At 67.9% G+C, this 25,622-nt stretch carries 21 protein-coding genes; 7 read left to right on the top strand and 14 right to left on the bottom strand.

The features are described 5' to 3' along the window. Nucleotides 1-241 precede the first annotated feature (241 nt). From AC5P9C_RS09915 to AC5P9C_RS09905, 3 genes are all read right to left on the bottom strand, one after another. Nucleotides 242-2,305: a TonB-dependent copper receptor gene (locus tag AC5P9C_RS09915; RefSeq protein WP_343540816.1), complete on the bottom strand. Its 2,064-nt coding sequence runs from the start codon at nt 2,303-2,305 to the stop codon at nt 242-244. Between the two features lie 71 nt (nt 2,306-2,376). Continuing rightward, nucleotides 2,377-2,796, bottom strand: coding sequence for a DUF2946 domain-containing protein (locus AC5P9C_RS09910; protein ID WP_312581716.1), 420 nt, complete (start codon nt 2,794-2,796; stop codon nt 2,377-2,379). A 701-nt stretch (nt 2,797-3,497) separates the two neighbouring features. Further along, nucleotides 3,498-4,481, bottom strand: a complete 984-nt coding sequence (locus tag AC5P9C_RS09905; protein WP_049465578.1) for a LysR family transcriptional regulator — start codon at nt 4,479-4,481, stop codon at nt 3,498-3,500. Between the two features lie 207 nt (nt 4,482-4,688). Here AC5P9C_RS09905 and cysK point away from each other — a divergent pair, with 207 nt between their 5' ends. Both cysK and AC5P9C_RS09895 read left to right on the top strand, forming a co-directional pair. After that, nucleotides 4,689-5,648, top strand: coding sequence for a cysteine synthase A (gene cysK, locus AC5P9C_RS09900; RefSeq protein WP_057493368.1), 960 nt, complete (start codon nt 4,689-4,691; stop codon nt 5,646-5,648). A gap of 266 nt (nt 5,649-5,914) precedes the next feature. Beyond that, nucleotides 5,915-6,514 (top strand): O-acetyl-ADP-ribose deacetylase, encoded by a 600-nt coding sequence (locus AC5P9C_RS09895; RefSeq protein ID WP_182068700.1) that lies wholly within the window; start codon nt 5,915-5,917, stop codon nt 6,512-6,514. A 92-nt stretch (nt 6,515-6,606) separates the two neighbouring features. Here the strand turns inward: AC5P9C_RS09895 and AC5P9C_RS09890 are convergent, their stop codons facing one another. From AC5P9C_RS09890 to gap, 8 genes are all read right to left on the bottom strand, one after another. Then, nucleotides 6,607-7,746, bottom strand: coding sequence for an ABC transporter substrate-binding protein (locus tag AC5P9C_RS09890; RefSeq protein WP_495205155.1), 1,140 nt, complete (start codon nt 7,744-7,746; stop codon nt 6,607-6,609). 129 nt (nt 7,747-7,875) lie between these two features. Beyond that, nucleotides 7,876-8,880, bottom strand: a complete 1,005-nt coding sequence (locus tag AC5P9C_RS09885) for a class I fructose-bisphosphate aldolase (protein WP_049465590.1) — start codon at nt 8,878-8,880, stop codon at nt 7,876-7,878. A 223-nt stretch (nt 8,881-9,103) separates the two neighbouring features. Beyond that, the gene (pyk, locus tag AC5P9C_RS09880) at nt 9,104-10,570 is read right to left on the bottom strand and encodes a pyruvate kinase (RefSeq protein ID WP_049465592.1); all 1,467 of its coding nucleotides are present in this window, start codon (nt 10,568-10,570) and stop codon (nt 9,104-9,106) included. Nucleotides 10,571-10,780: 210 nt separating this feature from the next. Further along, a complete protein-coding gene (locus AC5P9C_RS09875; protein ID WP_343540806.1) occupies nt 10,781-11,434 on the bottom strand; it encodes an HAD-IA family hydrolase in 654 nt (217 codons plus the stop codon). Further along, nucleotides 11,431-12,606 (bottom strand): phosphoglycerate kinase, encoded by a 1,176-nt coding sequence (locus AC5P9C_RS09870; RefSeq protein WP_049465599.1) that lies wholly within the window; start codon nt 12,604-12,606, stop codon nt 11,431-11,433. The genes AC5P9C_RS09875 and AC5P9C_RS09870 overlap by 4 nt, the downstream gene beginning before the upstream one ends. A 264-nt stretch (nt 12,607-12,870) precedes the next feature. Then, entirely contained in the window at nt 12,871-14,247 is a 1,377-nt protein-coding gene (locus AC5P9C_RS09865) for a DUF3999 domain-containing protein (protein WP_414615165.1), read from the bottom strand. Beyond that, nucleotides 14,244-16,904: a DUF2339 domain-containing protein gene (locus AC5P9C_RS09860; protein ID WP_343541662.1), complete on the bottom strand. Its 2,661-nt coding sequence runs from the start codon at nt 16,902-16,904 to the stop codon at nt 14,244-14,246. The genes AC5P9C_RS09865 and AC5P9C_RS09860 overlap by 4 nt, the downstream gene beginning before the upstream one ends. A gap of 125 nt (nt 16,905-17,029) precedes the next feature. Then, the gene (gene gap, locus AC5P9C_RS09855) at nt 17,030-18,034 is read right to left on the bottom strand and encodes a type I glyceraldehyde-3-phosphate dehydrogenase (RefSeq protein WP_049465610.1); all 1,005 of its coding nucleotides are present in this window, start codon (nt 18,032-18,034) and stop codon (nt 17,030-17,032) included. Nucleotides 18,035-18,226: 192 nt separating this feature from the next. Here gap and AC5P9C_RS09850 point away from each other — a divergent pair, with 192 nt between their 5' ends. The 3 genes from AC5P9C_RS09850 to AC5P9C_RS09840 all read left to right on the top strand — a co-directional run bounded on the left by AC5P9C_RS09850 (nt 18,227) and on the right by AC5P9C_RS09840 (nt 20,705). Further along, on the top strand, nt 18,227-18,856 hold the full coding sequence (locus AC5P9C_RS09850) for an OmpW/AlkL family protein (RefSeq protein WP_049465611.1): 630 nt from the start codon (nt 18,227-18,229) through the stop codon (nt 18,854-18,856). A 218-nt stretch (nt 18,857-19,074) separates the two neighbouring features. Next, the gene (locus AC5P9C_RS09845) at nt 19,075-19,893 is read left to right on the top strand and encodes a S1/P1 nuclease (RefSeq protein WP_197640265.1); all 819 of its coding nucleotides are present in this window, start codon (nt 19,075-19,077) and stop codon (nt 19,891-19,893) included. Nucleotides 19,894-19,904: 11 nt separating this feature from the next. Further along, nucleotides 19,905-20,705, top strand: a complete 801-nt coding sequence (locus AC5P9C_RS09840) for an MBL fold metallo-hydrolase (RefSeq protein ID WP_164687707.1) — start codon at nt 19,905-19,907, stop codon at nt 20,703-20,705. 54 nt (nt 20,706-20,759) lie between these two features. Here AC5P9C_RS09840 and AC5P9C_RS09835 read toward each other — a convergent pair whose 3' ends face one another. The 3 genes from AC5P9C_RS09835 to AC5P9C_RS09825 are packed head-to-tail and all read right to left on the bottom strand — an operon-like array spanning nt 20,760 to nt 22,919. Then, nucleotides 20,760-21,323, bottom strand: a complete 564-nt coding sequence (locus AC5P9C_RS09835) for a hypothetical protein (RefSeq protein WP_329850134.1) — start codon at nt 21,321-21,323, stop codon at nt 20,760-20,762. Further along, nucleotides 21,320-22,561, bottom strand: coding sequence for a M56 family metallopeptidase (locus AC5P9C_RS09830; protein WP_343541670.1), 1,242 nt, complete (start codon nt 22,559-22,561; stop codon nt 21,320-21,322). Before AC5P9C_RS09830 ends, AC5P9C_RS09835 begins: the two co-directional genes overlap by 4 nt. Continuing rightward, the gene (locus tag AC5P9C_RS09825; RefSeq protein ID WP_012481135.1) at nt 22,554-22,919 is read right to left on the bottom strand and encodes a BlaI/MecI/CopY family transcriptional regulator; all 366 of its coding nucleotides are present in this window, start codon (nt 22,917-22,919) and stop codon (nt 22,554-22,556) included. The genes AC5P9C_RS09830 and AC5P9C_RS09825 overlap by 8 nt, the downstream gene beginning before the upstream one ends. Nucleotides 22,920-23,037: 118 nt before the next feature. On the opposite strand from AC5P9C_RS09825, the gene AC5P9C_RS09820 reads away from it, so the two are divergent. Continuing rightward, nucleotides 23,038-23,595 carry a flavin reductase family protein gene (locus AC5P9C_RS09820; protein ID WP_343541672.1) on the top strand — a complete coding sequence of 186 codons (558 nt, stop codon included), beginning with the start codon at nt 23,038-23,040 and terminating at the stop codon, nt 23,593-23,595. A gap of 34 nt (nt 23,596-23,629) precedes the next feature. Further along, nucleotides 23,630-25,582, top strand: a complete 1,953-nt coding sequence (locus tag AC5P9C_RS09815) for an acetyl-CoA hydrolase/transferase C-terminal domain-containing protein (RefSeq protein ID WP_343541673.1) — start codon at nt 23,630-23,632, stop codon at nt 25,580-25,582. Nucleotides 25,583-25,622 lie beyond the last annotated feature (40 nt).

The following is a 25,622-nucleotide window of genomic DNA, read 5'->3' as shown; positions in this document are numbered from 1 at the left end:
TGCCAAGCGTTTACCGGCGTGGAACCGCAGCTGCGATAGCGCCTTGAACCCGTTCCATGCAAGGCTGCCCGCTGCGATGTCGGCGTGTGTCGAGGTGTATCCCGCGCCCCATCGAGGCGGCGGCCGTCGTAGAGTCGAACCAGCCCGACGGAGGGCGTCGGGTGGGGACGGATCCTGGCGGGGATCCGGCCCCTTTTTTTTGCCGCTTACGCACCGCTGGCGGCGGGCCATGCCCGGAGCATCAGTACCGGTAGTTCAGCTTCATCCACAGGCTGCGCCCCGGCTCATTGATGCGTACCGGGTCGGCGGGGAAGCCGAAGTCGGCACTGCCGGCCAGGTTCAGGTGTTCGCTGTAGGCGCGGTCGAACAGGTTGTCGATGCCTGCACTGAGCTGCAGCTGCGAGCTGAAGCGATAGGCTGCATTGAGCGCGAAGGTGGCGAAACCCGCGCTCGGTCCAAGGTCCTGCGCGACGACGTTGCCTTGGCCAACTGCGACACGATGCTGGTGGGTCACCGCACGCAGCAGCGCACCGGCGTTCCAGCGCTGGCCCTCCCAGTTCGCACTCAGGCGCGCTTCCAGCGGCGGCATCTGCGGCAGCGGACGCTGCTGATCGCGGTTCTCGCCCCACGCATAGGCCAGCGTGCCGCCCAGTGTCCACTGCTGGGCCAGGCTCACTTCCAGGCCAGCCTCGGCACCGGCGATACGCGCGTCGACATTGCTGGCCTGGCTCATGCCCATCATGCCGCTGCCGTGGTAGGTGACCAGGATGTAGTCCTGGATCTGCCCGGCGTAGGCCGAGACCCAGGCCTGCACGCGCGGTCCCTTGTACTGCAGGCCGACGTCGAGCTGGGTGGTCCGCTCGGGCTGGATGCCGGCAAACGCGTTCACCGCACCGGCCGGGCCGTGGTCGGGCGAGAACAACTCCCAGTAGTCGGGCATGCGTTCACTGTGGCCGAGCCCGGCATACGCGGTCAGGCCATCGGCCAGGTCCTGCTCGTAGCGCAGGAAGCCGCTGCCAAGCCATGCCTTGCGATGCTCGCCCGCGGTCGGATTGGGCATGTTCCCCATCATCCCGCGGATCGATTGCCGCGCATCGCGCACGCTGGCACGGTCGACGCGCAGGCCGCTGATCCAGCGCTGGCCGGTACCGGCGCCGAGCGTCAACTCGGTGAATGCGCCATAGCGGCGAAAACTGGCATCGGTCTCCCACGCGGCCTGGCGGTAGGTGCCGCGGCCCATGCCCATGCGACCACGGTGCCGGCTGTCTTCGCCATCCACGCCGGCGACCAGCTGCACGTCCTGCCAGCGCCACTCGGAACTGACCCGGCCGCCCTGGGTGCGTCGATCCACGTTCGACGCCATCGGCATCGGCATCATGCTGTGCGGATTCGGGGTGCGCAGCGTGTAGTTGTCCATCACGTGGTCGGCCTCGTTGTAGTACACGTTGGCCTGCACCGTGTCCCACGCCCCCGGCAGGTTGCGCTTCTCGAAGCGCGCGGCGTAGCTGGTGCGTTCGAATGAGGCACCGTCCATGCCGCGCCCGGCGTACCGCGCGATGGCGTCGCCGGCACCGGCGGAGACTTCCAGCAGCGTGTCGGCATCCGGCGTCCAGCCGATGGCCACGTCACCATTCCACTTGCGCCACTTCGACGGCACCACTTCACCGCGGCCGTCCGAGTAGTCATCGGCTTCGGATCGGTTGCCGCTGGCGCGCACATAGCCGGTCGGGTTGCCCAGGGTCAGGTCCAGCACCTGGTCGTTGCGGTTGCGCGAACCGACCAGCGCACTGGCATCGGCGCGCAGGCCGGGCTCCTCGAAGCGCGGCGTATCGCGCTCGAAACGCACGGTGCCCGCCGACGCACCCGCGCCCCAGCGCACGCTCTGCGGGCCCTTGATGATGGTGAGCCGGTCGAAGCTCTCCGGCGCGATGTAGGACAGCGGATTGTCCATCCGCGATGGGCAGGCACCGATCAGGTTGCCATCATTGCTGAGGATGTTCAGGCGCGAACCGAACATGCCGCGCAGCACCGGGTCACCGTTGGTGCCACCGTTGCGGATGGCGGAGAAGCCCGGAACGGTCTTCAGGTAATCGGCACCGTCGCTGGCGGGCACCGGTTGCCGTGGCAGGCGCGGGTCGGTCACCCAGTGCAACGGCGAGGACGGTGCGGCGGCGGTGACCACCAGCGTGTCGAGGGTGCGCGCCTCTTCGGCGGGCGCAGCATGAGCCAGCGTTGCAGCCACGGCCAGGCCAAGGGCAACCGGCAGGCGCGCGCAGGCGCCCGCAGGGCGGGAAGTCATTTTCATCGGAACAGCTCCAAGGTACGCACGCGCGCACGGCGCCCGGTGAGGCGTCGTGCGGCAGATTCATGGGGACATCAGCGGACGATGGCGCGGCGCGGTGGCCCACGCGCGGCGTGTGCCGGCCAGCGCAGCGCCGGCAGCACCTGTTGCGTCCACGCGAACGTCAGCCGTGGCCGCCACAGCAGCGGCAACAACAGCACCAGCACCGTCAGCCAGGGCAGCAGGCGCATGGCCAGCACGCAGTATTCGCAGGCGTCGCCGTGCATGGCGTGGGGATCGGCCGGTGGGGTCGGATCCTTCTGCCCATGCAGAGGGCTCTGACCCAATCCGGCGCCGTCGTGATGCATGTGCGCGTGGTCCATGCCCGCCATCGCTGCGTGGCCCACCGATGGCGCCTGCAGCGCGCGGCTGACCAGCGGCGCAAGCACCATCAGCAGCGTCGCCAGGACGGCGAGCTGGAGCAGGAGACGCTGCGGGCGGGACAGGCGGGTCACCGCGCTAGTGTAGAGGCGGGTCCAGGGTTGCCCGTGCGACGAACCGTCGCAGGACGGGGTTTATCGGCAGGGCTGCGCCCTGCACCCGCTGCGAGCTGGAGCTGGAGCAACAGCAACAGCCGAAGCAAAAGCGGGCTTCCTGTGGGAAGGCGGGGTGGGTCCGGTTGCGGGAGACGCCGTAAACCCGTCCCTGGGGGCTTGGCCGCGGCATCCATGCCGCGGACACTCCCGCAACCGGACCCACCCCGCCTTCGACAGATCTCTGCGATCTGCAGTAGATCCACGCCATGCGTGGATGAGTCTCCATCGGAATCGAATATTTCGAATTGGAATCGAAATGCGTCCACGCATGGCGTGGATCTACCGTGTCGACCAAGGTCGACACCTACCAACAGCCGTCGGAACCTGTCAGAGGTGGGGCGGTGTGGGCAGGCAGGACCGTTGGCGCCATGGATGGCGCCATCGAGCCCCCATGGGTGAGGGCGCTTTGCTTGCGAAGCACTGCTTCGCAAGCGCCCGAACGCGCAGCCGCCGGCGGCTGGGCCGGACCGCGGAGCGGGGTTTACGGCGTGTCCTGCCTGCCCACACCGCCCCGCCATCCCACAGGAAACCCGCATTTGATGTTGATGTTGCTTCTGAGGTTGCCGGCCAGCGGCCGGCACTACCGCAGGTGCAAGGCTGCAAGCCCTGCTCGACCCACCTCACACCGTGATGGTCTGGGTCAGCGACTCCCAGGTTGGTGGCAGCGGCCACGCGGCCGCCTGGTTGCCGTCCAGCACCCTGCGCAGGTCGCGCGGATCGATCTGCGGGGCCAGCACGTGCACCAGCTCCAACGCGTAATCACGCAGCACGCGGTCGCGTGGCAGCACTGCCCAGGCGATGCACTCGGCAATCGGCGCCGGCGCCGGCCAGGCCTTCAGGTCTTCATCGTTGGAACTGACCGCCATCTCGGCCAGCAGGCCCACGCCCAGGCCCGTACGCACGTAGGTCTTGATCAGGTCGGCATCGAGCGCGGTCAGTGCCAGGTCGGGCACCAGCCCATGGGCGGCGAAGGCGCGCTGCAGCGACGAATTCGGGCGGGTCGAGGATTCGTAGCTGATCAACGGCTGCCGCGCCAGCGCGGCCAGGTCCGGTGCGCGACCGGCGCGGTCCAGCGGGTGGCCCTTGGGCACCACCACCAGCCGCCGCCAGCGGAACAGGGGAACCGCGATGCCATCGGTCGGTTCGCCGCCAGCGGTGCTGATGATCGCGATATCGGCATCCCCCTGGTTCAAGCGGTCCAGCGCGTCGGCTTCACCGGCCTGCTGCAGGTGCACGCTGACCTGCGGGTAGGCCTGCTTGATCGCCGCCACCGCCGGTGGCAGCACGAAGCGCGCCTGGGTGTGGGTGGTGGTCAGGATCAGCTGGCCCTGGCTCTCGCGGCGCTGGTTGGCGGCGTAGGTGCGGATGTTGTTGGCCTCGGCCAGCACCGCGCGGGCACGGGCGATCACCTCGGTGCCGGCCGGGGTGACCGACTCCAGGCTGCGGCCCTTGCGCACGAACAACAGGAACCCGAGCTCATCCTCCAGCTGCTTGAGCTGCTTGGACAGGCCGGGCTGGGTGGCGTGCACGCGCGAAGCGGCCAGCGTGATGTTCAGCTCGGCGTCGGCGATGGCAACCAGGTAGCGCAGCTGGGTCAGCGTCATGGGAGGCAGGCGGCGTGGGGCGGAGGTCCACTCTAGGGTCAATTGCCGTCACCAGCTTATAACCAAAGGTTGTTTAAGAAAGGTATCTGGTCATTTCCGGGCGTCATATGCCGGCGCTACGGTCAGCCGGCAGCCGCTGGCCTGAACAGCCAGCCCTCCCCTTCGCCCGCCGAAGCCCGGCGTGGCCCCCGTTTCCGGAGCGCTTCCATGGCCCTGTACGACTCCATCCTCGATACCGTCGGCAACACCCCCATCGTCAAGCTGCAGCGCCTGGCACCGCCGCAGGTCAGCGTCTACGTCAAGGTTGAATCGTTCAATCCGGGCGGCTCGGTCAAGGACCGCCTGGCGCTGGCGATCATCCTCGACGCCGAAGCACGTGGCCTGCTCAAGCCGGGCGACACGATCGTGGAGGCCACCTCGGGCAACACCGGCGTGGCGCTGGCGATGGTCGCTGCCGCGCGCGGCTATAAGTTCGTGGCCACCATGGTCGAGACGTTCTCGGTGGAACGCCGCAAGCTGATGCGCGCGTACGGTGCCAAGGTCATCCTGACCCCGGCCGCCGAACGCGGCAGCGGCATGGTGCGCAAGGCGCGCGAGCTTGCCGAGCAGCACGGCTGGTTCCTGGCCAGCCAGTTCGCCAACCCGGCCAACCCGGCCTATCACCGCAGCACCACCGCTGCGGAAATCCTGCGCGACTTCGCCGGCAAGCGGCTGGACTACTTCGTCAGCGGCTGGGGCACCGGCGGTACGCTCACCGGCGTAGGCGAGGTCCTGAAGGTGGCGCGCCCGCAGACCCGCATCATCGCCACCGAGCCGGCCGGCGCTGCCCTGCTCAAGGGCGATGACTGGAAACCGCACAAGATCCAGGGCTGGACCCCGGACTTCGTGCCGGACGTGCTCAATCGCGATGTGGTGGATGAACTGCTGTCGGTCGAAGATGACCGCGCGATCGCCACCGCGCGCCGCCTGGCTGCCGAGGAAGGCATCTTCGTCGGCATCTCTGCCGGTGCCACTGTGGCCAGCGCGCTGGACGTGGCGGCCCGCGCAGAACCGGGCGCGGTGATCCTGGCAATGCTGCCGGATACCGGTGAACGCTACTTCTCCACGCCGCTGTTCGCCGATGTCAACGAAGGCTCCGACGACGACTGGCTGGCCGGCCTGCCGTGACATCCGGGTCAGAGCCTTTTCCATCCGGAAAAGGATCTGACCCCATCCTGTTACGGGCCCGGGGTCGGATCCCTTTTCCGCAGGGAAAGGGCTCCGACCCCGCTCTGCTTCAGCCTGCGTGAAGGCGTCGCCCGCCATCGTGCGTGAAGGCCGTCGGATCGCAGCGCGTGAGACGGTCATGACGCAGCATCGATGCCCTGTCCCCTACCGTGGGAACAGCCGGCGCAGCTGCTGCGCGGATCACCTCACAGGCAGGAGACGGACGCATGAAGATCGAGGTTTGGCAGGGTGACATCACGACCCTGGCGGTGGATGCGATCGTCAACGCGGCCAACGAAACACTGCTCGGTGGCGGCGGTGTCGACGGCGCGATCCATCGCGCGGCCGGCCCGGCCTTGCTGGCCGAGTGCGCGCAGTTGCCGGAGTTGCGCCCGGGCGTGCGTTGCCCGACGGGCGAAGTGCGCGCCACCAGCGCCCATGCGCTGCCGGCGCGCCATGTACTGCACACGGTCGGCCCGGTCTGGCATGACGGCCAGCGCGACGAACCGGCGTTGCTTGCGAACTGCTACTGGAAGTCGCTGCAGCTGGCCGAGTCGCTGGGCGTGCAGTCGATCGCGTTCCCGGCGATCAGCTGCGGTGTCTATGGCTATCCGCTGTACCAGGCGGCGCAGATCGCGGTGACCGAAACACTGGCCTGGCAGCGCAGCCACGCGCAACCGATGCGGATCGTGCTGGTGGCGTTCAACACCGCCACCGCCAAGGCCTACCAGCAGGCGCTGAACGCCGCCGGGCAAGGCGCGGACAGCGAATCGCGCGGGTCGATGCTGCCGCCCCTGGGCGATGCGGGCTTTGCCGCCGCGCACTGACCGCCGGTACGCAAGCATGAAAAAAAGGCCGGGCAATGCCCGGCCTTTTCCTTTGCAGCGTTGCGCTGATCCACGCGGAGCGCGGATCACCGTCAACGGCTGGCGGCTTCCACGGCTGCAGCATCATCGGCGCTGGCCGCAGCATCGGCCGCTGCACGCGCCGCCGAAGCCGCAGCTCCATCCCCGCTGGCACCCTCCACCTGCACGCGCACTTCCACCAGGCCCGCGCCATTGCTCAGGCTGGACACATCCACGGTGTAGTGACCGGCCGGCAGGGTTTCTTCCAGGCGCGCATTGGTATCGTTGCCGCCGTCATCGTCGGTCAGCTCGACGTCGCCGCCAACGACGCGCAGCACGGTATCGACCTGGCTGGAGATCGCATCCAGGCGGACATCGGCCGGGCGGTCCAGGGACAGCAGGAAGCGGCGGCGGCCATCGTTGTCGAGCATCGTGTACACGCTGCCCGACTTCGGCAGCGCCGTGCCATCACGTTCAACCAGGTTGCCCGGCAGCTCGATGCGCTTGGCAGACAGCTTGAACATGCCGCTGACGCCGCTGCCAAGGCCACGTGCCGTCAGGGTGTACTTGCCCGGCTTCAACGACAGGCTCAGGCGCGAGTTGATGCCGTCACCATCATCGTTCTCGGCATCCACGTCCGGCCCTTCCAGCTTCAGCACCGGATCGAACGCATCCGACTCCAGGCGGATGTCGTACAGGCCGGCCTTGTCCACCTGCAGGGTGTATTCCTGGGCTTCGCCGGCCAGCATGTCGACGACTTCGCCAGCGCCGGCGATCGGCTTGCCGTCGTACGGCACCAGCTTCTCGGCACGCAGACGGTACGGACCGTAATCGGTCGAGCCGTTGGCGTTGACCGCCACCTGGTAGGTGCCGGCACCGTTGGCACGGAACGCCAGCGAGACGTCGTCCGCGCGCTCGTAACCGGTGGCACTGCTGGCCACCAGGCTGCCGTTGCTGAATACCGCGATCGAGCCACTCAGCGAACCGGTCAGCTTCAGTCCAACCAGCTGCCGGTCTTCCAGCTTGATCTGGTAAAGCTGGTGGTGGCTGCCATCGTTGTAGTTGATGCCGCTGCGCGAGGTGATCTCGCCGGACACTGGTTTGTCGAAATCGAGGGACGCGGCCTTGCCCGCATCCGCGCCGCCGCCGATGCGGTTGCAACCGCCGGCGACGAGGGCCGTGGCAACGGCCAGAGTCATTGCTGCCAGACGCATGTTGTTTCTCCTTGGCCTTCCATGTGGTTCCCGCGTACCGGCCGGGCACACGGGGGCGGAAAAGATACCCGCAAAAGCAAACGCCGGCGCGATGCCGGCGTTGCCCTGTTCATCCAGCGATCGGGCGGATCAACCGTTCCACTTGCCCAGCGCGGCCAGGCCATTGTCCTTGGCGCGCTCGTACACGGTCTTCTGGGCGGCGGCGTAGTTGCCCTTCATGTCCTTGGCCCACAGCTTCAGCGCGGCCTGCTGCATGGCGCGGCCGTAGGAGAAGCTCAGCGGCCACGGCAGGTTGCCCAGCTGGTTCATCGCGTTCAGGTGTTCGGTGGACTGCTCGTCGGTCTGGCCGCCGGACAGGAACACCACGCCCGGCAGGATCGCCGGCACGGTGCTCTTCAGGCACATCACGGTCGACTCGGCCACTTCCTCGACATCGGCCTGCTCTTCGCAGTCCTTGCCCGAGATGACCATCGATGCCTTCAGGATGGTGCCTTCCAGCAGCACGTTCTGCTGGTACAGGGCGTCGAACAGCGAACGCAGGGTGGCTTCGGTCACTTCGTAGCAGGTTTCGATGTCATGGTCGCCATCCATGATCACTTCCGGCTCGACCATCGGCACCAGGCCGCATTCCTGGCACAGGGCCGCATAACGGGCCAGCGCATGGGCGTTGGACTCGATGCAGGTACCCGACGGGATGCTCTCGCCGATGTTGATCACCGCACGCCACTTGGCAAAGCGCGCGCCCAGCTTGTAGTACTCCTGCAGGCGCTCGCGCAGGCCGTCCAGGCCTTCGGTCACCAGCTCGCCGGGGCAGCCGGCCAGCGGGTGCGCACCCTTGTCCACCTTGATGCCCGGAATCATGCCGTGGTCGGCCATGTACTTGGCGAACGGCACGCCGTCCTTGGTCGACTGGCGGATGGTTTCGTCGTACAGGATGGCGCCGGAAATGTGCTCGTTGAGCTTCGGCGTCGTCAGCAGCAGCTCGCGGTAGGCGCGACGGTTCTCCTCGGTGTTCTCGATACCGACGCCGGCGAAACGCTTGGCGATGGTAGCGGTGGATTCGTCGATCGCGATGATGCCCTTGCCCGGGGCGACCATGGCCTGGGCGGTTTCAGCCAGCTGTTCGATGCTCATGTATTTCCTGTGGCGGGTGCGGGAAAAACGTAAGTATAGCCCTGCTGCCCGTTGCCTCGCCGTGGAGGACAGGATGGAAACGCTTCCACGTCTACGCAGGACAATGGATGTCCTGCGGCATGGGGTCAGAGCCCCTTCGGGATCTGACCCCTGGCCAGTGCGGGGTCGGATCCCCGCAGGGGCTCTGACCCCGGATCGGCAGCGCCGACCCGACCGTCAGGGCTTACAGGTCGCCCAGGCCGATGGCGCGGCCGTCCTCGCCCACTTCCAGCAGGCGCAGGGTATTGGTGGCACCGTGGGTTTCCATGTGCTCGCCGCTGGTGAACACGACGCGGTCACCGGCCTGCAGCAGTTCCGATTCGACCAGCAGGCGGATGCTGCCGCGCGCCGCTTCGCGCGGGGTCAGGCCGCGGCTGTCGAAGTTGATCGGGAACACATCGCGCATCAGCGCCATCTGGCGACGCGCACCATCGTGGCGGGTCACCGCGAACACCGGCGCCTTGGCGCGGAAACGCGACAGGTAACGCGCGGTGCCGCCGGATTCGGTCATCGCCACGATCGCGCGCACGCCCACGTGCTGCGACAGGAACATGGTGGCCATGGCGATGGCCTGGTCGGCACGTTCCAGGTTGCGCGGCGAGGCATTGAAGTCGGTCTCGGTCTGGAACTGGCGCTCGGCCCCCAGGCAGATGCGCGCCATCGCTTCCACGGCCTTCACCGGATAGGCACCCGCGGCGGTTTCGGCCGACAGCATCACCGCGTCGGTACCGTCGATGACCGAGTTGGCCACGTCCAGCACTTCGGCGCGGGTCGGGATCGGGCTTTCCACCATCGACTGCAGCATCTGCGTGGCGGTGATCACCACCTTGTTCTGCGCCAGCGAGGCCTTGATGATCTTCTTCTGCAGGCCCGGCAGCTCGGCATCGCCGATTTCCACACCGAGGTCGCCACGGGCGACCATCACCACATCGCTGGCCTCGACGATTTCTTCCAGGTTCTCGATCGCCTCGGTGCGCTCGATCTTCGACACCAGCGCCGCGTCACAGCCGTGCGAGCGCGCGATGTCGCGTGCGTCGTTCATGTCCTGTGCGTTGCGGCAGAACGACACGGCGATGAAGTCGACGCCGATCTTGGCGACGATGCCGATCAGTTCCTTGTCGCGCTCGGTCAGCGCACCCAGCGAAAGGCCGCCGCCCTGCTTGTTCAGTCCCTTGCGGTCGGACAGCACGCCGTCGTTGAGCACGGTGTTGACGATGCGGTCGCCCTGCACTTCCACCACCTGCAGCTGCATCAGGCCGTCGTCGAGCAGCAGGACGTCACCCGGGCCCACGTCCTGCGGCAGGCCGAGGTAGCTGACGCCCACCTGGCTGGCATTGCCGGGCCCGGCGTTCTCGCTGGCGATCAGGTCGAAGCGGTCACCCGCCTTCAGCTGCACCTTGCCTTCGGCGAAGCGCTCGATGCGGATCTTCGGGCCCGGCAGGTCGGCCAGGATGCCCACTTCCACGCCCACCCGGGCCGACGCGGCGCGCACTTCGGCGGCGCGCTTGGCCTGGCCGGACGGATCGCCATGGCTGAAATTGAGGCGCACCACGTTGACGCCGGCGCGGAACAGATCCTCCAGCACGCCCGGCGGGTCAGTGGCCGGACCGAGGGTGGCAAGGATCTTGGTGCGACGCTGACGCTCGAACATGGTGGATGGGCCTCTCCCGTTAAAGAACGGAAATTAGCACATCCTTCACGCCGCATGTATACGGTTACAGCCTTGTGCCGCCTGACTCCGCGGGTCATCGAACGGACATCATGCGGACATACGGTGGCGCAGGGCGTGCTGTGGCGCCGAGCCCATGCCCGGCCGGGCATGCGCCGGAGCAGCCGGGCATCGGCTCCGCGCTACAGGAAGCTAGGCCAGCAGCGTTTCCAGCTGCGCCGGTTCGCGTGCCAGCTGGCCAGCGCCGGCCGCAGTGAGTTCCGCCTCACCGCCAAAGCCCCACAGCACACCCACGCTGCGCAGGCCGTGGTGACGCGCGCCTTCGATGTCCATGCGGCGGTCGCCGATCATCCAGCACTGTGCGGGCTGCACCTGCAGCCGGCGCAGAGCTTCCCCGACCAGCTCCGGCTTGTGGCTGCGCGAGCCATCCAGGGTCGAACCGATGATCTCCTCGAACAGCCCGCCAAACGGCAGGTGCTCAAGGATGCGACGCGCATGCGGCTCGTTCTTGGCGGTGACCACCGCCAGGCGGTGGCCACGGCCATGCAGCGTGCGCAGCGTGTCTTCCACCTGCGGGTACACCGTGTGTTCGCGCCAGCCTTCGACGTCGAACCGCTCGCGGTAGTAGCCCACCGCCTGTTCCACCCGCGCCGGTTCGATGAACAGCGGCGTGAAGGTGGTGCGCAGCGACGGACCGATCCAGCCCAGCAGGGTTTCCTGCGGCTGCACCGGATGGTCCATCTTCTGCAGCGCATAGGCGATGCAGGCGGTGATGCCGACCTGCGAATCGATCAGCGTGCCGTCGAGGTCGAAGAACAGCACATCCCTGTTGCGGTCGGCACTCATGCGCCGCGCGCGTCGAGGGCGGCGACCGCCGGCAGGGTCTTGCCTTCCAGGAATTCCAGGAATGCGCCACCGCCGGTGGAGATGTAGCTGACCTGCCCGGCGATATCGAACTTGTCGACTGCGGCCAGGGTGTCGCCGCCGCCAGCGATCGAGAACGCCTTCGAGCCGGCGATGGCGCGGGCCAGCGCTTCGGTGCCCTTGCTGAAGGCGTCGAATTCGAACACACCGACCGGACCGTTCCAGACCACGGTGCCGGCCTTGTCGATCAGCTGCGCGTACTGCGCGGCAGTCTGCGGGCCGATGTCGAGGATCAGGTCGTCTTCGGCGACGGCGTCGACCGCCTTCACTTCGGCAACGGCATCCGGCATGAACTGCTTGGCGGTGACCACGTCGACCGGCAGCGGGATGTCGGCGCCACGCGCCTTGGCGTCGGCCACGATCTTCTTCGCGGTGTCCAGCAGGTCCGGCTCGTACAGCGACTTGCCGACGTTGTAGCCCGCCGCAGCAATGAAGGTGTTGGCAATGCCACCACCGACGATCAGCTGGTCGACTTTGCCGACCAGGTTGGCCAGCAGCTCCAGCTTGGTGCTGACCTTGCTGCCCGCGACGATGGCCAGCAGCGGCTTGGCCGGTGCGTCCAGCGCCTGCGCCAGCGCGTCCAGCTCGGCCATCAGCAGCGGGCCGCCGGCAGCGACCGGGGCGAAGCGGATGACACCGTGGGTGGACGCCTGCGCGCGGTGCGCGGTGCCGAAGGCATCCATCACGAACACATCGCACAGGGCGGCATACTTCTTCGAAAGGGCTTCATCGTCCTTGCCCTCGCCGACGTTCATGCGGCAGTTTTCCAGCAGCACCAGCTGGCCCGGCTGCACGTCGACACCGTCAACCCAGTCACGCACCAGCGGGACCTCACGGCCAAGCAGCGCGGACAGCCGCTGCGCGACCGGCGCCAGCGAGTCGGCCTCGCTCCACACGCCTTCCTTCGGGCGCCCCAGGTGCGAGGTGACCATCACTGCCGCGCCCTGCTCCAGCGCGCGCTTGAGCGTCGGCAGCGAAGCGGTGATGCGCTGTTCGGAGGTGATGCGGCCATTCTCGATCGGCACGTTCAGATCCTGGCGGATCAGCACGCGCTTGCCGGAGAGGTCGAGGTCGGTCATGCGGACGATGGACATGGGCAACTCTTTGGCTCGGGGACGGGATGCCGGAGTACGGCAGACGGGCATTGTATCGGCTGCGGGTGGTGGCAGGGCCGATGCCTGCGGCAGGCAGAAGCGCAGAGCGACAGCGACAGCAAAGCGCTGGCGCTTCGTGTTGCCGTGGATGGGCCGGGGTGGTGTGGCCTGGCAGGGGACGCCGTAAACCCACCCCGCCCGGCCAAGCGCGGCTGTTGCTTTACACGCCCCCCACCCACGAGGGGCTGCGCCGTTCGCCGCAACCTACGCCGAAGGCGTCGGCTTCTGCCGAAGCAGGCTGAGCGCCAGGCCACCCACTACCACCACGCCCAAGCCCAGCAACGCCCACAGCAACCACGACTTCCAGTCACGTTGCGGCTTCAGCGCCGCATCACCCGCCAGCGGTTCCGGGCTGCCTTCCAGTCGCGCCAGGGTCGGCTGCCACGATGGATCGTTGCGCTGCCGCAGTTCCTCGATCAGCACGCCGATCGGTGCGTCGGTGCGGCGCGCCGTCGCGCTGCCTACCGCCAGCGCGTAGGGCGCCGCGCCCTGGCTCAGGAACACCAGCACTTCCGGCTGGTAGCCCAGCCGCAGTGTCGGGGCGGTGGCGGTTTCCGCCGGATTCGCCACGAGCTTCCAGTAGCGGTCGCGGTGCACCCCGCCCAGCGGCTGTGCCGCCGACTGCTGGCGCTGGCCCTGCGTGCCCTGCTGCACCTGGTAGGCGATCCACGGCGCGCTGCGGCGCTGCCACTCGGCACCCTCGTCATCGCGACTGAACAGCGTCCACTGCACCAGGCTGTTATCGGTGCTGGCCACATCGGCACGTGCCACCGGGAACCGGCCATCCATCTCGAAGGTGTACTCGCCCTTGCCGTTCGTGGTCGGCTCTAGCGACAGCCATTCCCACGGCAGCGTCGCCGGCGCTGGCGGCAGCTCCGCCAGCACGCCGCGCAGGGTCGGCAGCTGCGAATCACCCTGCGCCAGAACACGCAGGTAGCGCGCGGCCCCATCCACCTGCAGGCGGCGCTGCAGCAGGCGCTTGCCGGCGCGCTGCAGGTCCACCAGCGGCACGTCGCGGCCGATCGGGCGCCAGTGCTGCAGATCGTCGCTGGCATCCACCTGCACCTGTGCCTGCAACGGCTGGCCGCTGTCGGCCCAGTCCAGCACCAGCGCCGCCAGCGGCTGCTGGTCGAGCATGCTGGCGTCAATCAGCCAGCCGCCCTGCCCCTTCGCTGCCCCCGCGCTCCCCACCCGCGCTTCAACCCGGCGCACGCGGCCATCGGTATCGCGCTCGGTCAGCAGCTGCAGGTCGTTGCGCTGGGCATCGGCCAGCGGCGGCAACGCGAACCACGGCAGCTCGCGCTGCACCGGCGGCTGCGCCAGCGGCTGGTCCGGCGCCAGCAGTGCCGACGGCAGTAACTGGCTGGCCGCGTTGAACACCTGCAGGTCGCTGAGGTCGGCGCTCACGGCGCGGCGGTAGATCGCCGGCTCCAGCACGATGCGGTAGGCACCGGACTGCGCGCTGGACAATGTGAGCGGCCATTGCTCGGCATACTGCGTGCGGTAATCAGCCGCCTGCACCACGACGGCGGCCAGCATGCCGAACATCGCCGGCAGCAGCGCCCTGCTCCACTTCCTCATTGTTTTTCCTCCACGGACGGCGCGGCACTGGGCGGCGCCGGTGCCAGATAACCCACGACCGTGCACAGCAGGCCGTAGGCAATGAACGATGCAATACCCAGCAGGTTGCCCAGGTGCTGACGATCGACAAGGACCAGCTTGGCCAGTACCACGCCCATCAGCACCGCACCGACCATCCACAACACGCGCTGGCCACGCCGCGAGCCCCACACCCACGCGATCACGCCGAGCACGCTCCACAGCACGGTCAGGCTGGTCTGGGCCAGGCTGAAGCGCATCATCGACGCGCTCCACGCCAGCCCACCCCACTGGTGCACGCCATGCAGCACCAGGCTGGTCAGCGCGACGAAGGCCGCCAGTGCCAGCAGCGGCAGGCGCATCTTCAGCAGCCCCTGCGGTGCCTGGTCGCCGTACAGCCAGCGCGCCAGCAGCAACAGGCTCAGCCACTGGCCGATCTCGGCCGGATTCAGCACCGGTAGCCACAGCAGCGGTGCGGCGTCGCCCGGCAGCAGCTGGCCGAACAACCAACCGACCGACAGCAGGCCGAACAGCACGCATTGCAGGGGCACACGCACGCGGTCGAATGCCTCGCCCAGCGGCCAGCGCAGCGCGTTCCAGCGCCACAGCGACAGCGCCGCCATCAGCAGCCACGGCACGGTCACCAGCAGGGTCGTCCAGCCCTGTGCCAGATCGGCTTCGCCGCCTCCCCACAGGGCCAGCAGCGAAAGCAGCGACGGCCACAGCAGCCACCACAGGAACTGCGCGATGCGGGCCACGGTATCGCCGCCCTGGCGCAGGCACAGCAGGGTGCGCACGCCCAGGACCGCGAACACCGCCCAGGCCAGCGCGCCATAGCCGGCGAACGGCTGGTGGTGTGCATCGCTCTGCATCAGGGCCAGCGGGAAGCCCAGCGCGAGCATCGCCAGCGCCGTCACGCCCAGCGCACGCGCCGGTTGTCGACGCTGCACTTCGGCCGCCAGCCAGGCAGTGACCGCGGCCAGCACCAGCAACGCGTCCACTTCGGTGCGATACGGGAAAAAGCGGGTGATCTCATGGGCCAGGCCGCCCAGCCACCACAGCAGGCCCCACAGGTAGTACACCAGTGCGACCTCATGACGCGGCCGGCGCTGGTAGCTCCACGCCGACGCAAAACCGGCCAGGGCCAGCAACAGCGCGCCGATGGCGGTCGGATTGATCAGGAAGCGCAGGTCCTCATGCCAATGGTCGCCGCCGGCAACGAAAGCGAACGCGGCGCCGATCTGCAGCAGGGCGCCGGACACCTGCGGCAGCCAGCGCTTCTGGCGCAGCCCCAGCCATGCCAGACCGGCACCTTCCAACGCGAACACCGCGCCGGTGGCGCGCGCCGACAATGCCAGCGGTACCGCCAGCGTGGCGAAACCCACCGCAAGCACGGCATGCGACTGCGCCAGCACGGTATAGGAGGCGCGTGCGATCAGCGCCCGGGCCAATACCGCGTAGATCGCGGCCAGGCCCAGCGCGCACAGGGCCAGCGTCATCGGTTGCGCGTGCAGCATGCCCGCCTGCAGCGAGAACGCGACCAGCGGCGTGCCGAACACCAGGCTGCCATCGACCAGGTCACGCCGGCCGGCCGGCTGGCGGCGTGCGTACAGCAGCGGAATCAGCAGGTAGAACACGAAGAACAACAGCAGGAACGGCTCAGTGCTGCTGAACTTGTCCGGTACGTACTGCAGCACGCCCCAGAAGGTGCCGATGCCGAAGGTGAAGGCGAAGCCCAGCAGGTTCAGTGCGCGCCATGGGCGGAACCACGCAATGGCGAAGATGCCCGCGTTGAGCACGGCGTAGTAGCTGAACAACCCCACGTGGTTGCCACTGCCGGTGGACAGCCACAGCGGTGCCATGAAGCCGGCCAGGATGCCCAGTACGGCCAGCGTGCGCGAGTTCTGCACCACCGCCAGCACGCACAGCCCGGCGACCAGTGCGATCGAACTGGCAAAGGCAAAGGCCGGCGGAATCAGGTCGAAGCGCTTGAAGGCCGCAAAGATGGTCAGCAGCAGCACGCCGATGGCACCGCCCTGCAGCGCCAGCGCAAACAGGCGCCGGCGTTCGCGCTGGTGCCAGCCGAATGCCAGCAGGCCCAGCGCAGCCACGGTGATGCCGGCCAGGCGCAGTTCGATCGGCAGCACCAGCCAGCCCTGGTCGCTGACGTACTTCAGCAGCGCCGCGACACCGGCCAGCAGCACCAGCATGCCGATCTTGACCGGCACGTTGCCTTCGGTGAACCAGCGCTTGACCGCACCGATGCCGCGCTCGATGACGTTGGGCAGGGCCGGTTCGGAAGGCAATGGCGGCTGCACCGGCACCGGCGGCACCGGCGGTGGTGCAGCCGGGCGTGGTGCAGGTGCGTCGGCGGGTGCTGCTTCGCGCACCGGGGGCCGAGGGGGTTGCGACGCCGCAGCGACGACCGGCCGCAGGAACGGGGGGTCGGCACTGGCGGTGGGCGTGGCCACAGGCCGTTCAGGCGCGGCGGCGGGCGTGGCGGTGGCAGGCCCCGCGGCCAGCGCGCCTTCCAGGGCGGCAACGCGGCGGCGCAGGCCGGCAATCATCACCAGTGCCACCACCAGCAGCAGCGGGATGGCCAGAAGAACCAGTACGACCAGGGCTATCAGTGCTTCCATTGCGTGCTTCCAATGCGATCCCGCGCCCCAGCGGCGGCGGTCGACGGCTCCATGCTACGACAGGGCGGCCCCCCTGAACGACGAACCCCGGCCAGGCCGGGGTCCGTCTGCGATCTGCGCCAGCCTTACTTGGCGGCGATGACCTTGGCCATCTCCAGGCACTTGTTGGAGTAGCCCCACTCGTTGTCGTACCAGGTCACCAGCTTGACGAAGGTGCCGTCCAGGGCGATGCCGGCATCGGCGTCGAACACCGAGGTGCAGGTTTCGCCGCGGAAATCGGTAGCCACGACCTTGTCTTCGGTGTAGCCCAGGATGCCCTTCAGCGGACCTTCGCTCTGTGCCTTCACTTCGGCGCAGATCTCGGCGTAGGTGGCTTCCTTTTCCAGCTCGACGGTCAGGTCGACCACCGACACGTCCGAGGTCGGCACGCGGAAGCTCATGCCGGTCAGCTTCTTGTTCAGTTCCGGGATGACCACGCCGACGGCCTTGGCCGCACCGGTGGACGAGGGAATGATGTTCTCCAGGATGCCACGGCCGCCGCGCCAGTCCTTGTTGGACGGGCCGTCAACGGTCTTCTGGGTGGCAGTGGCCGCATGCACGGTGGTCATCAGGCCGCGCTTGATGCCCCACTTGTCGTTGATCACCTTGGCCAGCGGGGCCAGGCAGTTGGTGGTGCACGACGCATTGGAGATGATCGCCTGGCCGGCGTAGGTCTTGTCGTTCACGCCGAACACGAACATCGGCGTGTCGTCCTTCGACGGGGCGGACATGATGACCTTCTTGGCGCCGGCATCGATGTGCTTCTGCGCGGTTTCCTTGGTCAGGAACAGGCCGGTGGCTTCCAGCACCACGTCGGCGCCGACTTCATCCCACTTCAGGTTGGCCGGGTCGCGTTCCTGAGTCAGGCGGATCTTCTTGCCGTTGACCAGCAGGTCGTTGCCCTGCACCGCCACGTCGGCCTTGAAGCGGCCGTGCACGGAGTCGTACTTGAGCATGTACGCCAGGTAGTCCGGCTCCAGCAGATCGTTGATGGCCACGATTTCGATGTCGTCGCCGAAGTTCAGCACCGCCGAGCGCAGGACGTTACGCCCGATGCGACCGAAACCGTTGATACCAACCTTGATTGCCATTTCTCAAGCTCCTGCGGCCGCGACAGGTGCGGCGGGATGGATAGGGCCCACAAGTCTAGCAAACCGCCGCTGGCCACCGTGGGCCAGCCGGGACCGCCGGCCGGCCCACGGACAGGATTTGATCCGGATCAAAGCGTTAGCGCGGCGTGAGGCCGAGACTGTCGCCATCCACCCAGCAACGAGAACACCCCCATGCGCAAGACCTCCCCCCTGATCGTGGCCAGCCTGGCCGCTGCCCTGTCCCTCGCCGCCGCCCCGGCCATGGCCCAGTCCAAGGGCGACTGGACCGTTTCGGCCGGCGTGCACCAAGTGGCACCGAAGTCGAACAACGGCTGGCTGGCCGGCGGCACCCTGAAGGTCGACGTCGACAACGACGTCAAGCCGACCATCACCGGCGAGTACTTCATCGCTGACAACCTGGGCATCGAAGTGCTGGCCGCGCTGCCGTTCAAGCACGACATCAACATCAACGGCCTGGGCCGCGTCGGCAGCACCAAGCAGCTGCCGCCGGTGGTGACCCTGCAGTACCACTTCAACAGCAAGGGCAAGGTGTCGCCGTTCATCGGTGCGGGCGTGAACTACACCACCTTCTTCAGCGAAGACACCACTGGTGCGCTGGCCGGCAGCAAGCTGAAGCTGCAGGATTCGTGGGGCCTGGCCGCACACGCCGGCGTGGACTTCGCGATCGGCGAGAAGGGTGCCCTGCGCGTGGACATGCGCTGGATCGACATCGACAGCAAGGTGAAATTGAACGGCGAGAAGATCGGCACGGTCAACATCGATCCGCTGGTCTACGGCGCTTCGTACGTCTTCAAGTTCTAAGCGGAGTGTTGAACGCGGGGGCTTCGCCCCCGCTCCCCCGCCACACGCAAAACCCTCGCAGCATGTTGCCCCGGTGATTGCCGGGGCTTTTTTGTTCCTGGGACTGAAGCGTTTCCGGAGCTGGGGCGAGGCGGGGAGCGCCGCTCCTTCCGCTGCGCTCCCACTTCGGAACAGGAACGCGCCGCTCTTCAATCCACCTACCCCGCTAGAATGGGCGCATGAAAGCCCTGCACTCCCTGTTCCTCGCCGCCGCCCTGGCGCCGGCCCTGCTGTCCGTCGCCGCCCCTGCCCACGCCTGGGGCGCGCAAGGCCACCGCCTGGTTGCCGAAGTCGCCGACGCCCGCCTCAACCCCGCCGCCCGCGCCGAAGTGGACCGCCTGCTGGCCACCGAACCGGACGCCACCCTGGCCAGCATCGCGCCCTGGGCCGACCAGCTGCGCGCCAAGGACCCGGGCCTGGGCCGTCGCTCGGCGGGCTGGCACTACGTCAACATTGCCGAAGACGACTGCCACTACGAAGCACCGAAACACTGCAAGAACGGCAACTGCATCGTCGAAGCCCTCAAGGCGCAGAGCGCTATCCTCGGCGACCGCAGCCTGACCGACGGCGAGCGCCTGCAGGCACTGAAGTTCGTCGTGCACCTGGTCGGCGACATCCACCAGCCGATGCACGCCGGTTATGCCCACGACAAGGGCGGCAACGACTTCCAGCTGCAGTTCGGCAACCGCGGTACCAATCTGCACTCGCTGTGGGACAGCGGCATGCTCAACACCCGCAAGCTGGACGATGCCGGCTACCTGCCGGTGCTGCAGAGCCAGCGCGCGCCGAAGCTGGCGCGGCAGTCCAACCCGCAGCGCGACCCGCAGACGTGGGCCGAGGCCAGCTGCCGCATCTCCATGCAAGCTGGCGTTTATCCGGCCACGCGTAAAATCGGTGACGAATACACCGAGCGCTACCGGCCGCTGGCCGAAGCGCAGCTGCGACTGGCCGGTGAGAACCTGGCGCAGTTGCTGAACCGCGTGCTCGGCACGCGCTGAGGAGCATTCCGATGCCGGTCCAGGTGCAGTCGTTCTTCCACCGTGACAGCAACACCTTCAGCTATCTGGTCAGCGACCCGGCCAGTGGCGAGGCAGCGCTGATCGACCCGGTGCTGGACTACGACCCGGATACCGACGCCAGCAGTGAAGCGCCGCTGCATGCCGCGTTGCAGGCGATCGAACAGCACGGCCTGCAGCTGCGCTGGCTGCTGGAGACCCATGCCCATGCCGACCATGTGTCGGCCGGGCGCCGCCTGAAGCAACGTTTCCCGCAGGCCACGCTGGCCATCGGCGAAGGCATCCGCGCGGTGCAGGCCACCTTTGCGCCGCGCTACGGCCTGCAGCTTCCTGCGGCAGATGAAATCTTCGATCACCTGTTCAGCGATGGCGAAATCTTCGCTCTGGGCGAACAGCGCTGCCAGGTGATCGCCGTACCCGGCCATACCAGCGACAGCATCGCCTACCTGATCGGCGATGCGCTGTTCACCGGCGACTCGCTGTTCATGCCCGATGGCGGCACCGCCCGCTGCGATTTCCCCGGCGGCGACGCCGCGCAGCTGTACCGCTCGATCCAGCGCCTGCTCGCACTGCCCGACGCCACCCGCGTGTTCGTCTGCCACGACTACGGTCCGGGCGGCCGCGGGTTCGCCAATGAAACCACCATCGGCGAACAGCGCGCGCACAACATCCACGTGCACGAAGGCGTGGCCGAGGCGGAGTTCGTCAGCGTGCGCCAGGCCCGCGATGCCACGCTGGACGAGCCAGCACTGATGCAGCCCGCAGTAAAGGCCAACATCCAGGGCGGGGCCTGATCGCCATCGCTGTGCCCGCCGGGCATGGTCCGGCGCTACTTTCATCGCAAACGATCATTTCCCCTGCGTGCGCACCACGTGGCGGCCCTTCACGATCTCGAAGGTGAAGGCGTACTGCAGCGTGACCGCCACCGGTTCGACGCGCTCGGCGCTGCGGCAGTCACCGCGATCGGCAGGCACCCTTCCCGCCGCGAAGTGGCAGACCGCAGCGGGCGAGTACTTCCACATCGCCACGGCCTCCTGCGCGGCCTGCAGCAGGGGCGCATTCTCGCCCGCAGCACCTGCCGCGCACTCAGGGCGATCGGTCAATGGCAGGCTGCGCTCCACGGCGCCATTGGCATCCACCACCACCTGCAGGCAGATGGTGGTCGGCGCCAGTTCCGCGCGCGGGTCACGATCGCCGACCTCCGGGTCCGGTGCCGCGTACAGCTGCGGCATCCGGTAGCCTTCGGTCGCACCCAGCGCATACACCTGCAGCTGCCCACTGCCGCCGCCCGCCTGCGGCTGCAGGCGTTGGTGGCCGACATTCTCACTGCGCGTATCGACGGTGGTCAGGCGGTCCTGGCTCGCACACCCCGCCAGCAACGCCGCCGCCATGATCAGCGGCGCGGACTTCACTGGGTTTCCCCGGTATCGTCCATGGCATAGGTGATCGGAATGCGTACGGCAGCGGCTACCGGTTTGCCATTCTTCATCGCCGGCCGATAGGTCCAGCTGCGTGCCGCAGCGATCGACACCGCATCGAACACGCCCGGATTGGTGGCACTGAGCACGCGGACATCGCTGGGACGCCCCTGCGCATCCACCTCCACGCGCAGGTTCACCACGCCTACCTGGCGCTGCTCGAACGCGGATTTCGGATAGGACGGCGGTGGCATCCTGTCGACCTGGATCGGACGGTCCAGCCCCGCCTTGGCCGCATCCGGTTCCGCGTGCTCGAACGGCTCGACACCGATCCTTGGGCTTCCTACCGCACTGCCCTGGCTGGCCCACGCCACCGCTCCCATTCCCACGCACAACCCGACCACCAGCACCTGACCGGACACCCACGGCAGTGCCTTCCGCTTGGACTGCTTCAACATGGCGATACGCTCCTTCAACACGGGTTGGCTGCGCCAATGGCAGACCGCTGGCGCAACCGGGTGAACCAGCTGCGCCTTCAGCAGCGTGCTGGCGTAGAGGCCGCGCAGCGCAGGCTGCGGGGCGATGGTGCGGGCATCACAGGCCAGCTCCTGGTCGCGCAGGAAGCGGCGTGCGGCCCATGGCAGCAGCGGGTGAAACCAGAACACCGCTCGCGCCAGCAGCAACGCGCCGTTGGCCCAGTGATCACCATTGCGACGGTGGCTGCGCTCGTGCTGCAGGATCAGTCCCTGCTCCTGTGCGCTGAACTGCTGATCGAAGTCCGGGCCCACCACGATGCGCGGCCGCCACAGGCCAACCAGCGCTGGCAGGCCTGGGTCACCACTGGCCTGCCAGCTGCCATCGGCGCGCGGCTTCAGTGAGCCCATCCGCCGTTGGAAACGACGCTGCGCGCGCAGGTCGCGCAGCAGGCAGAGGCCCATGCCCAGTGCCCATAGCGCCAGCAGCAGCCCGGCCCATGGCAACGACGGCCCGTTCAGGGCATCGATGGCACCGGGCATTACTTTCAGCGGCAGCGTGGGTACCTGCTGCAACAACGCAGCCCGCGGCAACGGCAGCAGCAGGGCCACCAGCAGCAGCGGCAGCAGCCACCAGCTGCGGTAGGCCAGCCCAGCGCCGCCCAATCGCACCAGCAATGGCCGCATCAGCGCCAGCAGGGCTACGCCCACTGCCAGCCACAGGCTGGCCTGCCACAGTCCGTCGAGCAGCTCAGTCATGGTCCAGCTCCTGGATCAGCTTCTTCAGTTCGGCGATGTCCTGTGCGCTCAGCTGGCCGCGCTCGCTGAAGTGCGCCACCAGCGGCGCCACGCGCCCTTCGAAGACACGGCCGATGAAGTCCTGGCTCTGCGCCTCCACCCACGCCTGGCGCTGCAGCAGCGGCCGGTACAGGTAGCGCCGGCCATCGCGCTCGGCGGCGATCGCGCCCTTGGTCAGCAGGCGGTTGAGCAGGGTCTTGATGGTCGGCTCGGCCCAATCGCGGTGGGCCAGCGCGGCGACCACTTCGTCGGCACTACGCGGTGCCTGCTGCCACAGCACCTCCATCACAACGGCTTCGGCTTCGCTGATCGGGGTCATGGTTTACATCCGTAATCGATGATCCGATTACGCGCGTAATCGAACCACCTGTCAAGCCCCTCGACTCCAGGTTCATCCCGGCTGCGCCAGCATCGATCCCTCCCGCCCAGGGCCCCGGATGAAAGCGCTGCCCAAGAAGGATTTCCCGGTCGAGCAGGCCCGCCGCTTCCTCGAACCCGGCCCGATCGTGCTGGTCAGTACCGCTTGGCGCGGCCAGCGCAACCTGATGACGATGGGCTGGCACATGGTGATGGGCTTCTCGCCTTCGCGGGTCGCCACCTACCTGTGGGACGCCAACCACAGCCATGCGCTGGCGCGTGGCAGCGGCGAGTGCGTGATCAACGTGCCCGGGGTTGAACTGCTCGATACCGTGGTGGATATCGGCAACTGCAGCGGCCGCGAGGTCGACAAGTTCGCCCGTTTCGAGCTCGATGCGCTGCCCGCGCGCGAGGTCGGCGCGCCGCTGGTTGGCCAATGCCATTCGTGCTTCGAATGCCGGTTGTACGACGACAGCCAGGTGGCGTCGAGCAACCTGTTTGTCTGGGAAATCGTGCGCGCCCATGTTGCGCCCCGGCCGAAACTGCCGCGCACGGTGCATTACCGCGGCGATGGGCAGTTCATGGTGTCCGGCGCGGAAGTCTCGCGTCGACGGCGGTTCAAGCCCGACATGCTGTAATGCCCGCACTCCCCCACACGCAGGACCGCCGCGCATGACCGAACACCTCACCGACCTGGACGCCGCCGTCGATTGGTTGTTTGCGCGCGTGGACGGGCCGCTGCGGATCGGGGCACCGCTGGCACTGGGCAAGCCGCATCGGCTGCTCAATGCCCTCTACGTACGCGTCGAACATGATCCTTCGCGGCCGCTGCAGCTGTATACCGCGCTGTCGCTGAACCCGCCGAAGGCGCGGGGCAACGGCCTGGAGGCGCGCTTCCTGGCGCCGTTCGCGCAGCGCCATTTCGGCGATGATTTCCCGCGCCTGGCCTACGCCGATGCGATCGCGCGCGACGCATTGCCGGCACATGTGCAGGTGGAAGAGTTCTACATGCAATCCGGCGCCCTGCTCGGGTCGCGGCAGGCACAATCCAGCTATACCAGCCTGAACTACACCCATGCCGCCGACGCGGTCGCGCAGCGCGCACCGCAGGTGATCGTGCAGAAGGTGGCGATGCGCCCGAACGACCGCCGGCTTTCGCTGTCGTGCAACAACGACATCACCCAGGACACGCTGGATGCAATGACCGCCCGTGGCCTGCCGCGTCCGCTGCTGATCGCCGAGATCGATCCCCAGCTGCCCTACCTGGGCGGCTCGGCCACGGTCGATGTCTCGTTCTTCGATCTGGTGATCACTCCGCCGCCGCCGTATCCGGCGCTGTTCGGGCTGCCGCGGCAGCCGGTCGGCGATGCCGACTACGCCATCGGCCTGTACGCCAGCACGCTGGTGCGCGACGGCGGCACCCTGCAGATCGGCATCGGCACGCTGGCCGATGCACTCAGCCATGCACTGGTGCTGCGCCACACCGACAACGCGCGCTACCGCCGCGTGCTGCACGCGCTGGATCCGCAGCTGGCCAGCCACCCGCTGGTGCAGGAAATCGGCGGGCTGGATCCGTTCGAGGTGGGCCTGTACGGCTGCAGCGAGATGCTCAACGAAGGCTTCCGGCGGCTGGTGCAGACCGGGGTGATCAAGCGCAAGGTGCACGACGACCTGGCGCTGATGCAGCGCATCGAGAACGGCAGCACGTTGTCGATCGACCACGCCACCCTGGCCGCCGAGGGTGAGTACCTGCACGGCGCGTTCTACCTGGGCTCGCCGGAATTCTACGAGTGGCTGCGCACGCTGCCGGAAGACGAATGCCGCGCGATCGGCATGCGCCGCATCAGCGAGATCAACCAGCTGTACGGTGGCAACGAGACGCTGGAACGCCTGCAGCGCCGCCATGCGCGCTTCTTCAACTCCTGCATGATGGCCACCGCGCTGGGCGCGGCGGTGTCGGACGCGCTGGACGATGGACGCGTGGTATCCGGTGTGGGCGGCCAGTACAACTTCGTGGCGATGGCACATGCGCTGCCGGAAGCGCGCAGCGTGCTGATGTTCCGCGCCGCGCGCGATGACAAGGGCCAGCGCGCATCCAACGTGCGCTGGAACTACGGGCACACCACCATCCCGCGCCACCTGCGTGACATCTACCTCAACGAATACGGCATCGCCGACCTGCGCGGGCTGACCGACGAGGACTGCGTGCACGCAATGACCGCGATCACCGAGGCGCCGTTCCAGGATGAGCTGCTGCAGCAGGCGCAGGCCTCGCGCAAGCTGCTGGCGGCCGCGCAACCGGACCCGGCGCGCCAGCAGCGCAACACGCCGCAGGCGCTGGCAGCGGCGTTGGCCCCGTTCCGCGCCGATGGCAGCCTGCCCGACTATCCGCTGGGCAGCGATTTCAACGAGATCGAGCAGGTGCTGGTGAAGGCGCTGGCCTGGCTGAAGGCCAATACGCAGACCCGCGCCGGCAAGCTGCGTACCGTCTGGGCAGCGCTGCGCCAACCGGCAGGCGACGGCGATGCGGTGTACCTGCAGCGCATGGGCCTGCAGGCGCCGAAGGATTTCGCCGAACGCCTGGACGCGCGACTGCTGCGCCTGGCACTGGCGCGCACTGCCTGAAAAAAGGGGACGGAGGGGATTAAGTCGTATGTGCACATGC

The sequence above is a fragment of the Stenotrophomonas sp. YJH_SMC_10 genome, assembly GCF_059371555.1.
This window is presented reverse-complemented; position numbering and strand designations above follow the sequence as displayed.

What these genes read in the sequence shown, in the direction of transcription:
- AC5P9C_RS09850 (WP_049465611.1), top strand. Translation starts at nt 18,227, where the DNA reads ATGCGCAAGACCTCCCCCCTGATCGTGGCCAGCCTGGCCGCTGCCCTG.
- AC5P9C_RS09860 (WP_343541662.1), bottom strand. Translation starts at nt 16,904, where the DNA reads ATGGAAGCACTGATAGCCCTGGTCGTACTGGTTCTTCTGGCCATCCCG.
- AC5P9C_RS09895 (WP_182068700.1), top strand. Translation starts at nt 5,915, where the DNA reads ATGAAGATCGAGGTTTGGCAGGGTGACATCACGACCCTGGCGGTGGAT.
- AC5P9C_RS09840 (WP_164687707.1), top strand. Translation starts at nt 19,905, where the DNA reads ATGCCGGTCCAGGTGCAGTCGTTCTTCCACCGTGACAGCAACACCTTC.
- AC5P9C_RS09845 (WP_197640265.1), top strand. Translation starts at nt 19,075, where the DNA reads ATGAAAGCCCTGCACTCCCTGTTCCTCGCCGCCGCCCTGGCGCCGGCC.
- AC5P9C_RS09890 (WP_495205155.1), bottom strand. Translation starts at nt 7,746, where the DNA reads ATGCGTCTGGCAGCAATGACTCTGGCCGTTGCCACGGCCCTCGTCGCC.
- AC5P9C_RS09915 (WP_343540816.1), bottom strand. Translation starts at nt 2,305, where the DNA reads ATGAAAATGACTTCCCGCCCTGCGGGCGCCTGCGCGCGCCTGCCGGTT.
- AC5P9C_RS09905 (WP_049465578.1), bottom strand. Translation starts at nt 4,481, where the DNA reads ATGACGCTGACCCAGCTGCGCTACCTGGTTGCCATCGCCGACGCCGAG.
- AC5P9C_RS09825 (WP_012481135.1), bottom strand. Translation starts at nt 22,919, where the DNA reads ATGACCCCGATCAGCGAAGCCGAAGCCGTTGTGATGGAGGTGCTGTGG.
- AC5P9C_RS09870 (WP_049465599.1), bottom strand. Translation starts at nt 12,606, where the DNA reads ATGTCCATCGTCCGCATGACCGACCTCGACCTCTCCGGCAAGCGCGTG.
- AC5P9C_RS09865 (WP_414615165.1), bottom strand. Translation starts at nt 14,247, where the DNA reads ATGAGGAAGTGGAGCAGGGCGCTGCTGCCGGCGATGTTCGGCATGCTG.
- AC5P9C_RS09875 (WP_343540806.1), bottom strand. Translation starts at nt 11,434, where the DNA reads ATGAGTGCCGACCGCAACAGGGATGTGCTGTTCTTCGACCTCGACGGC.
- AC5P9C_RS09820 (WP_343541672.1), top strand. Translation starts at nt 23,038, where the DNA reads ATGAAAGCGCTGCCCAAGAAGGATTTCCCGGTCGAGCAGGCCCGCCGC.
- AC5P9C_RS09830 (WP_343541670.1), bottom strand. Translation starts at nt 22,561, where the DNA reads ATGACTGAGCTGCTCGACGGACTGTGGCAGGCCAGCCTGTGGCTGGCA.
- cysK (WP_057493368.1), top strand. Translation starts at nt 4,689, where the DNA reads ATGGCCCTGTACGACTCCATCCTCGATACCGTCGGCAACACCCCCATC.
- pyk (WP_049465592.1), bottom strand. Translation starts at nt 10,570, where the DNA reads ATGTTCGAGCGTCAGCGTCGCACCAAGATCCTTGCCACCCTCGGTCCG.
- gap (WP_049465610.1), bottom strand. Translation starts at nt 18,034, where the DNA reads ATGGCAATCAAGGTTGGTATCAACGGTTTCGGTCGCATCGGGCGTAAC.
- AC5P9C_RS09815 (WP_343541673.1), top strand. Translation starts at nt 23,630, where the DNA reads ATGACCGAACACCTCACCGACCTGGACGCCGCCGTCGATTGGTTGTTT.
- AC5P9C_RS09885 (WP_049465590.1), bottom strand. Translation starts at nt 8,880, where the DNA reads ATGAGCATCGAACAGCTGGCTGAAACCGCCCAGGCCATGGTCGCCCCG.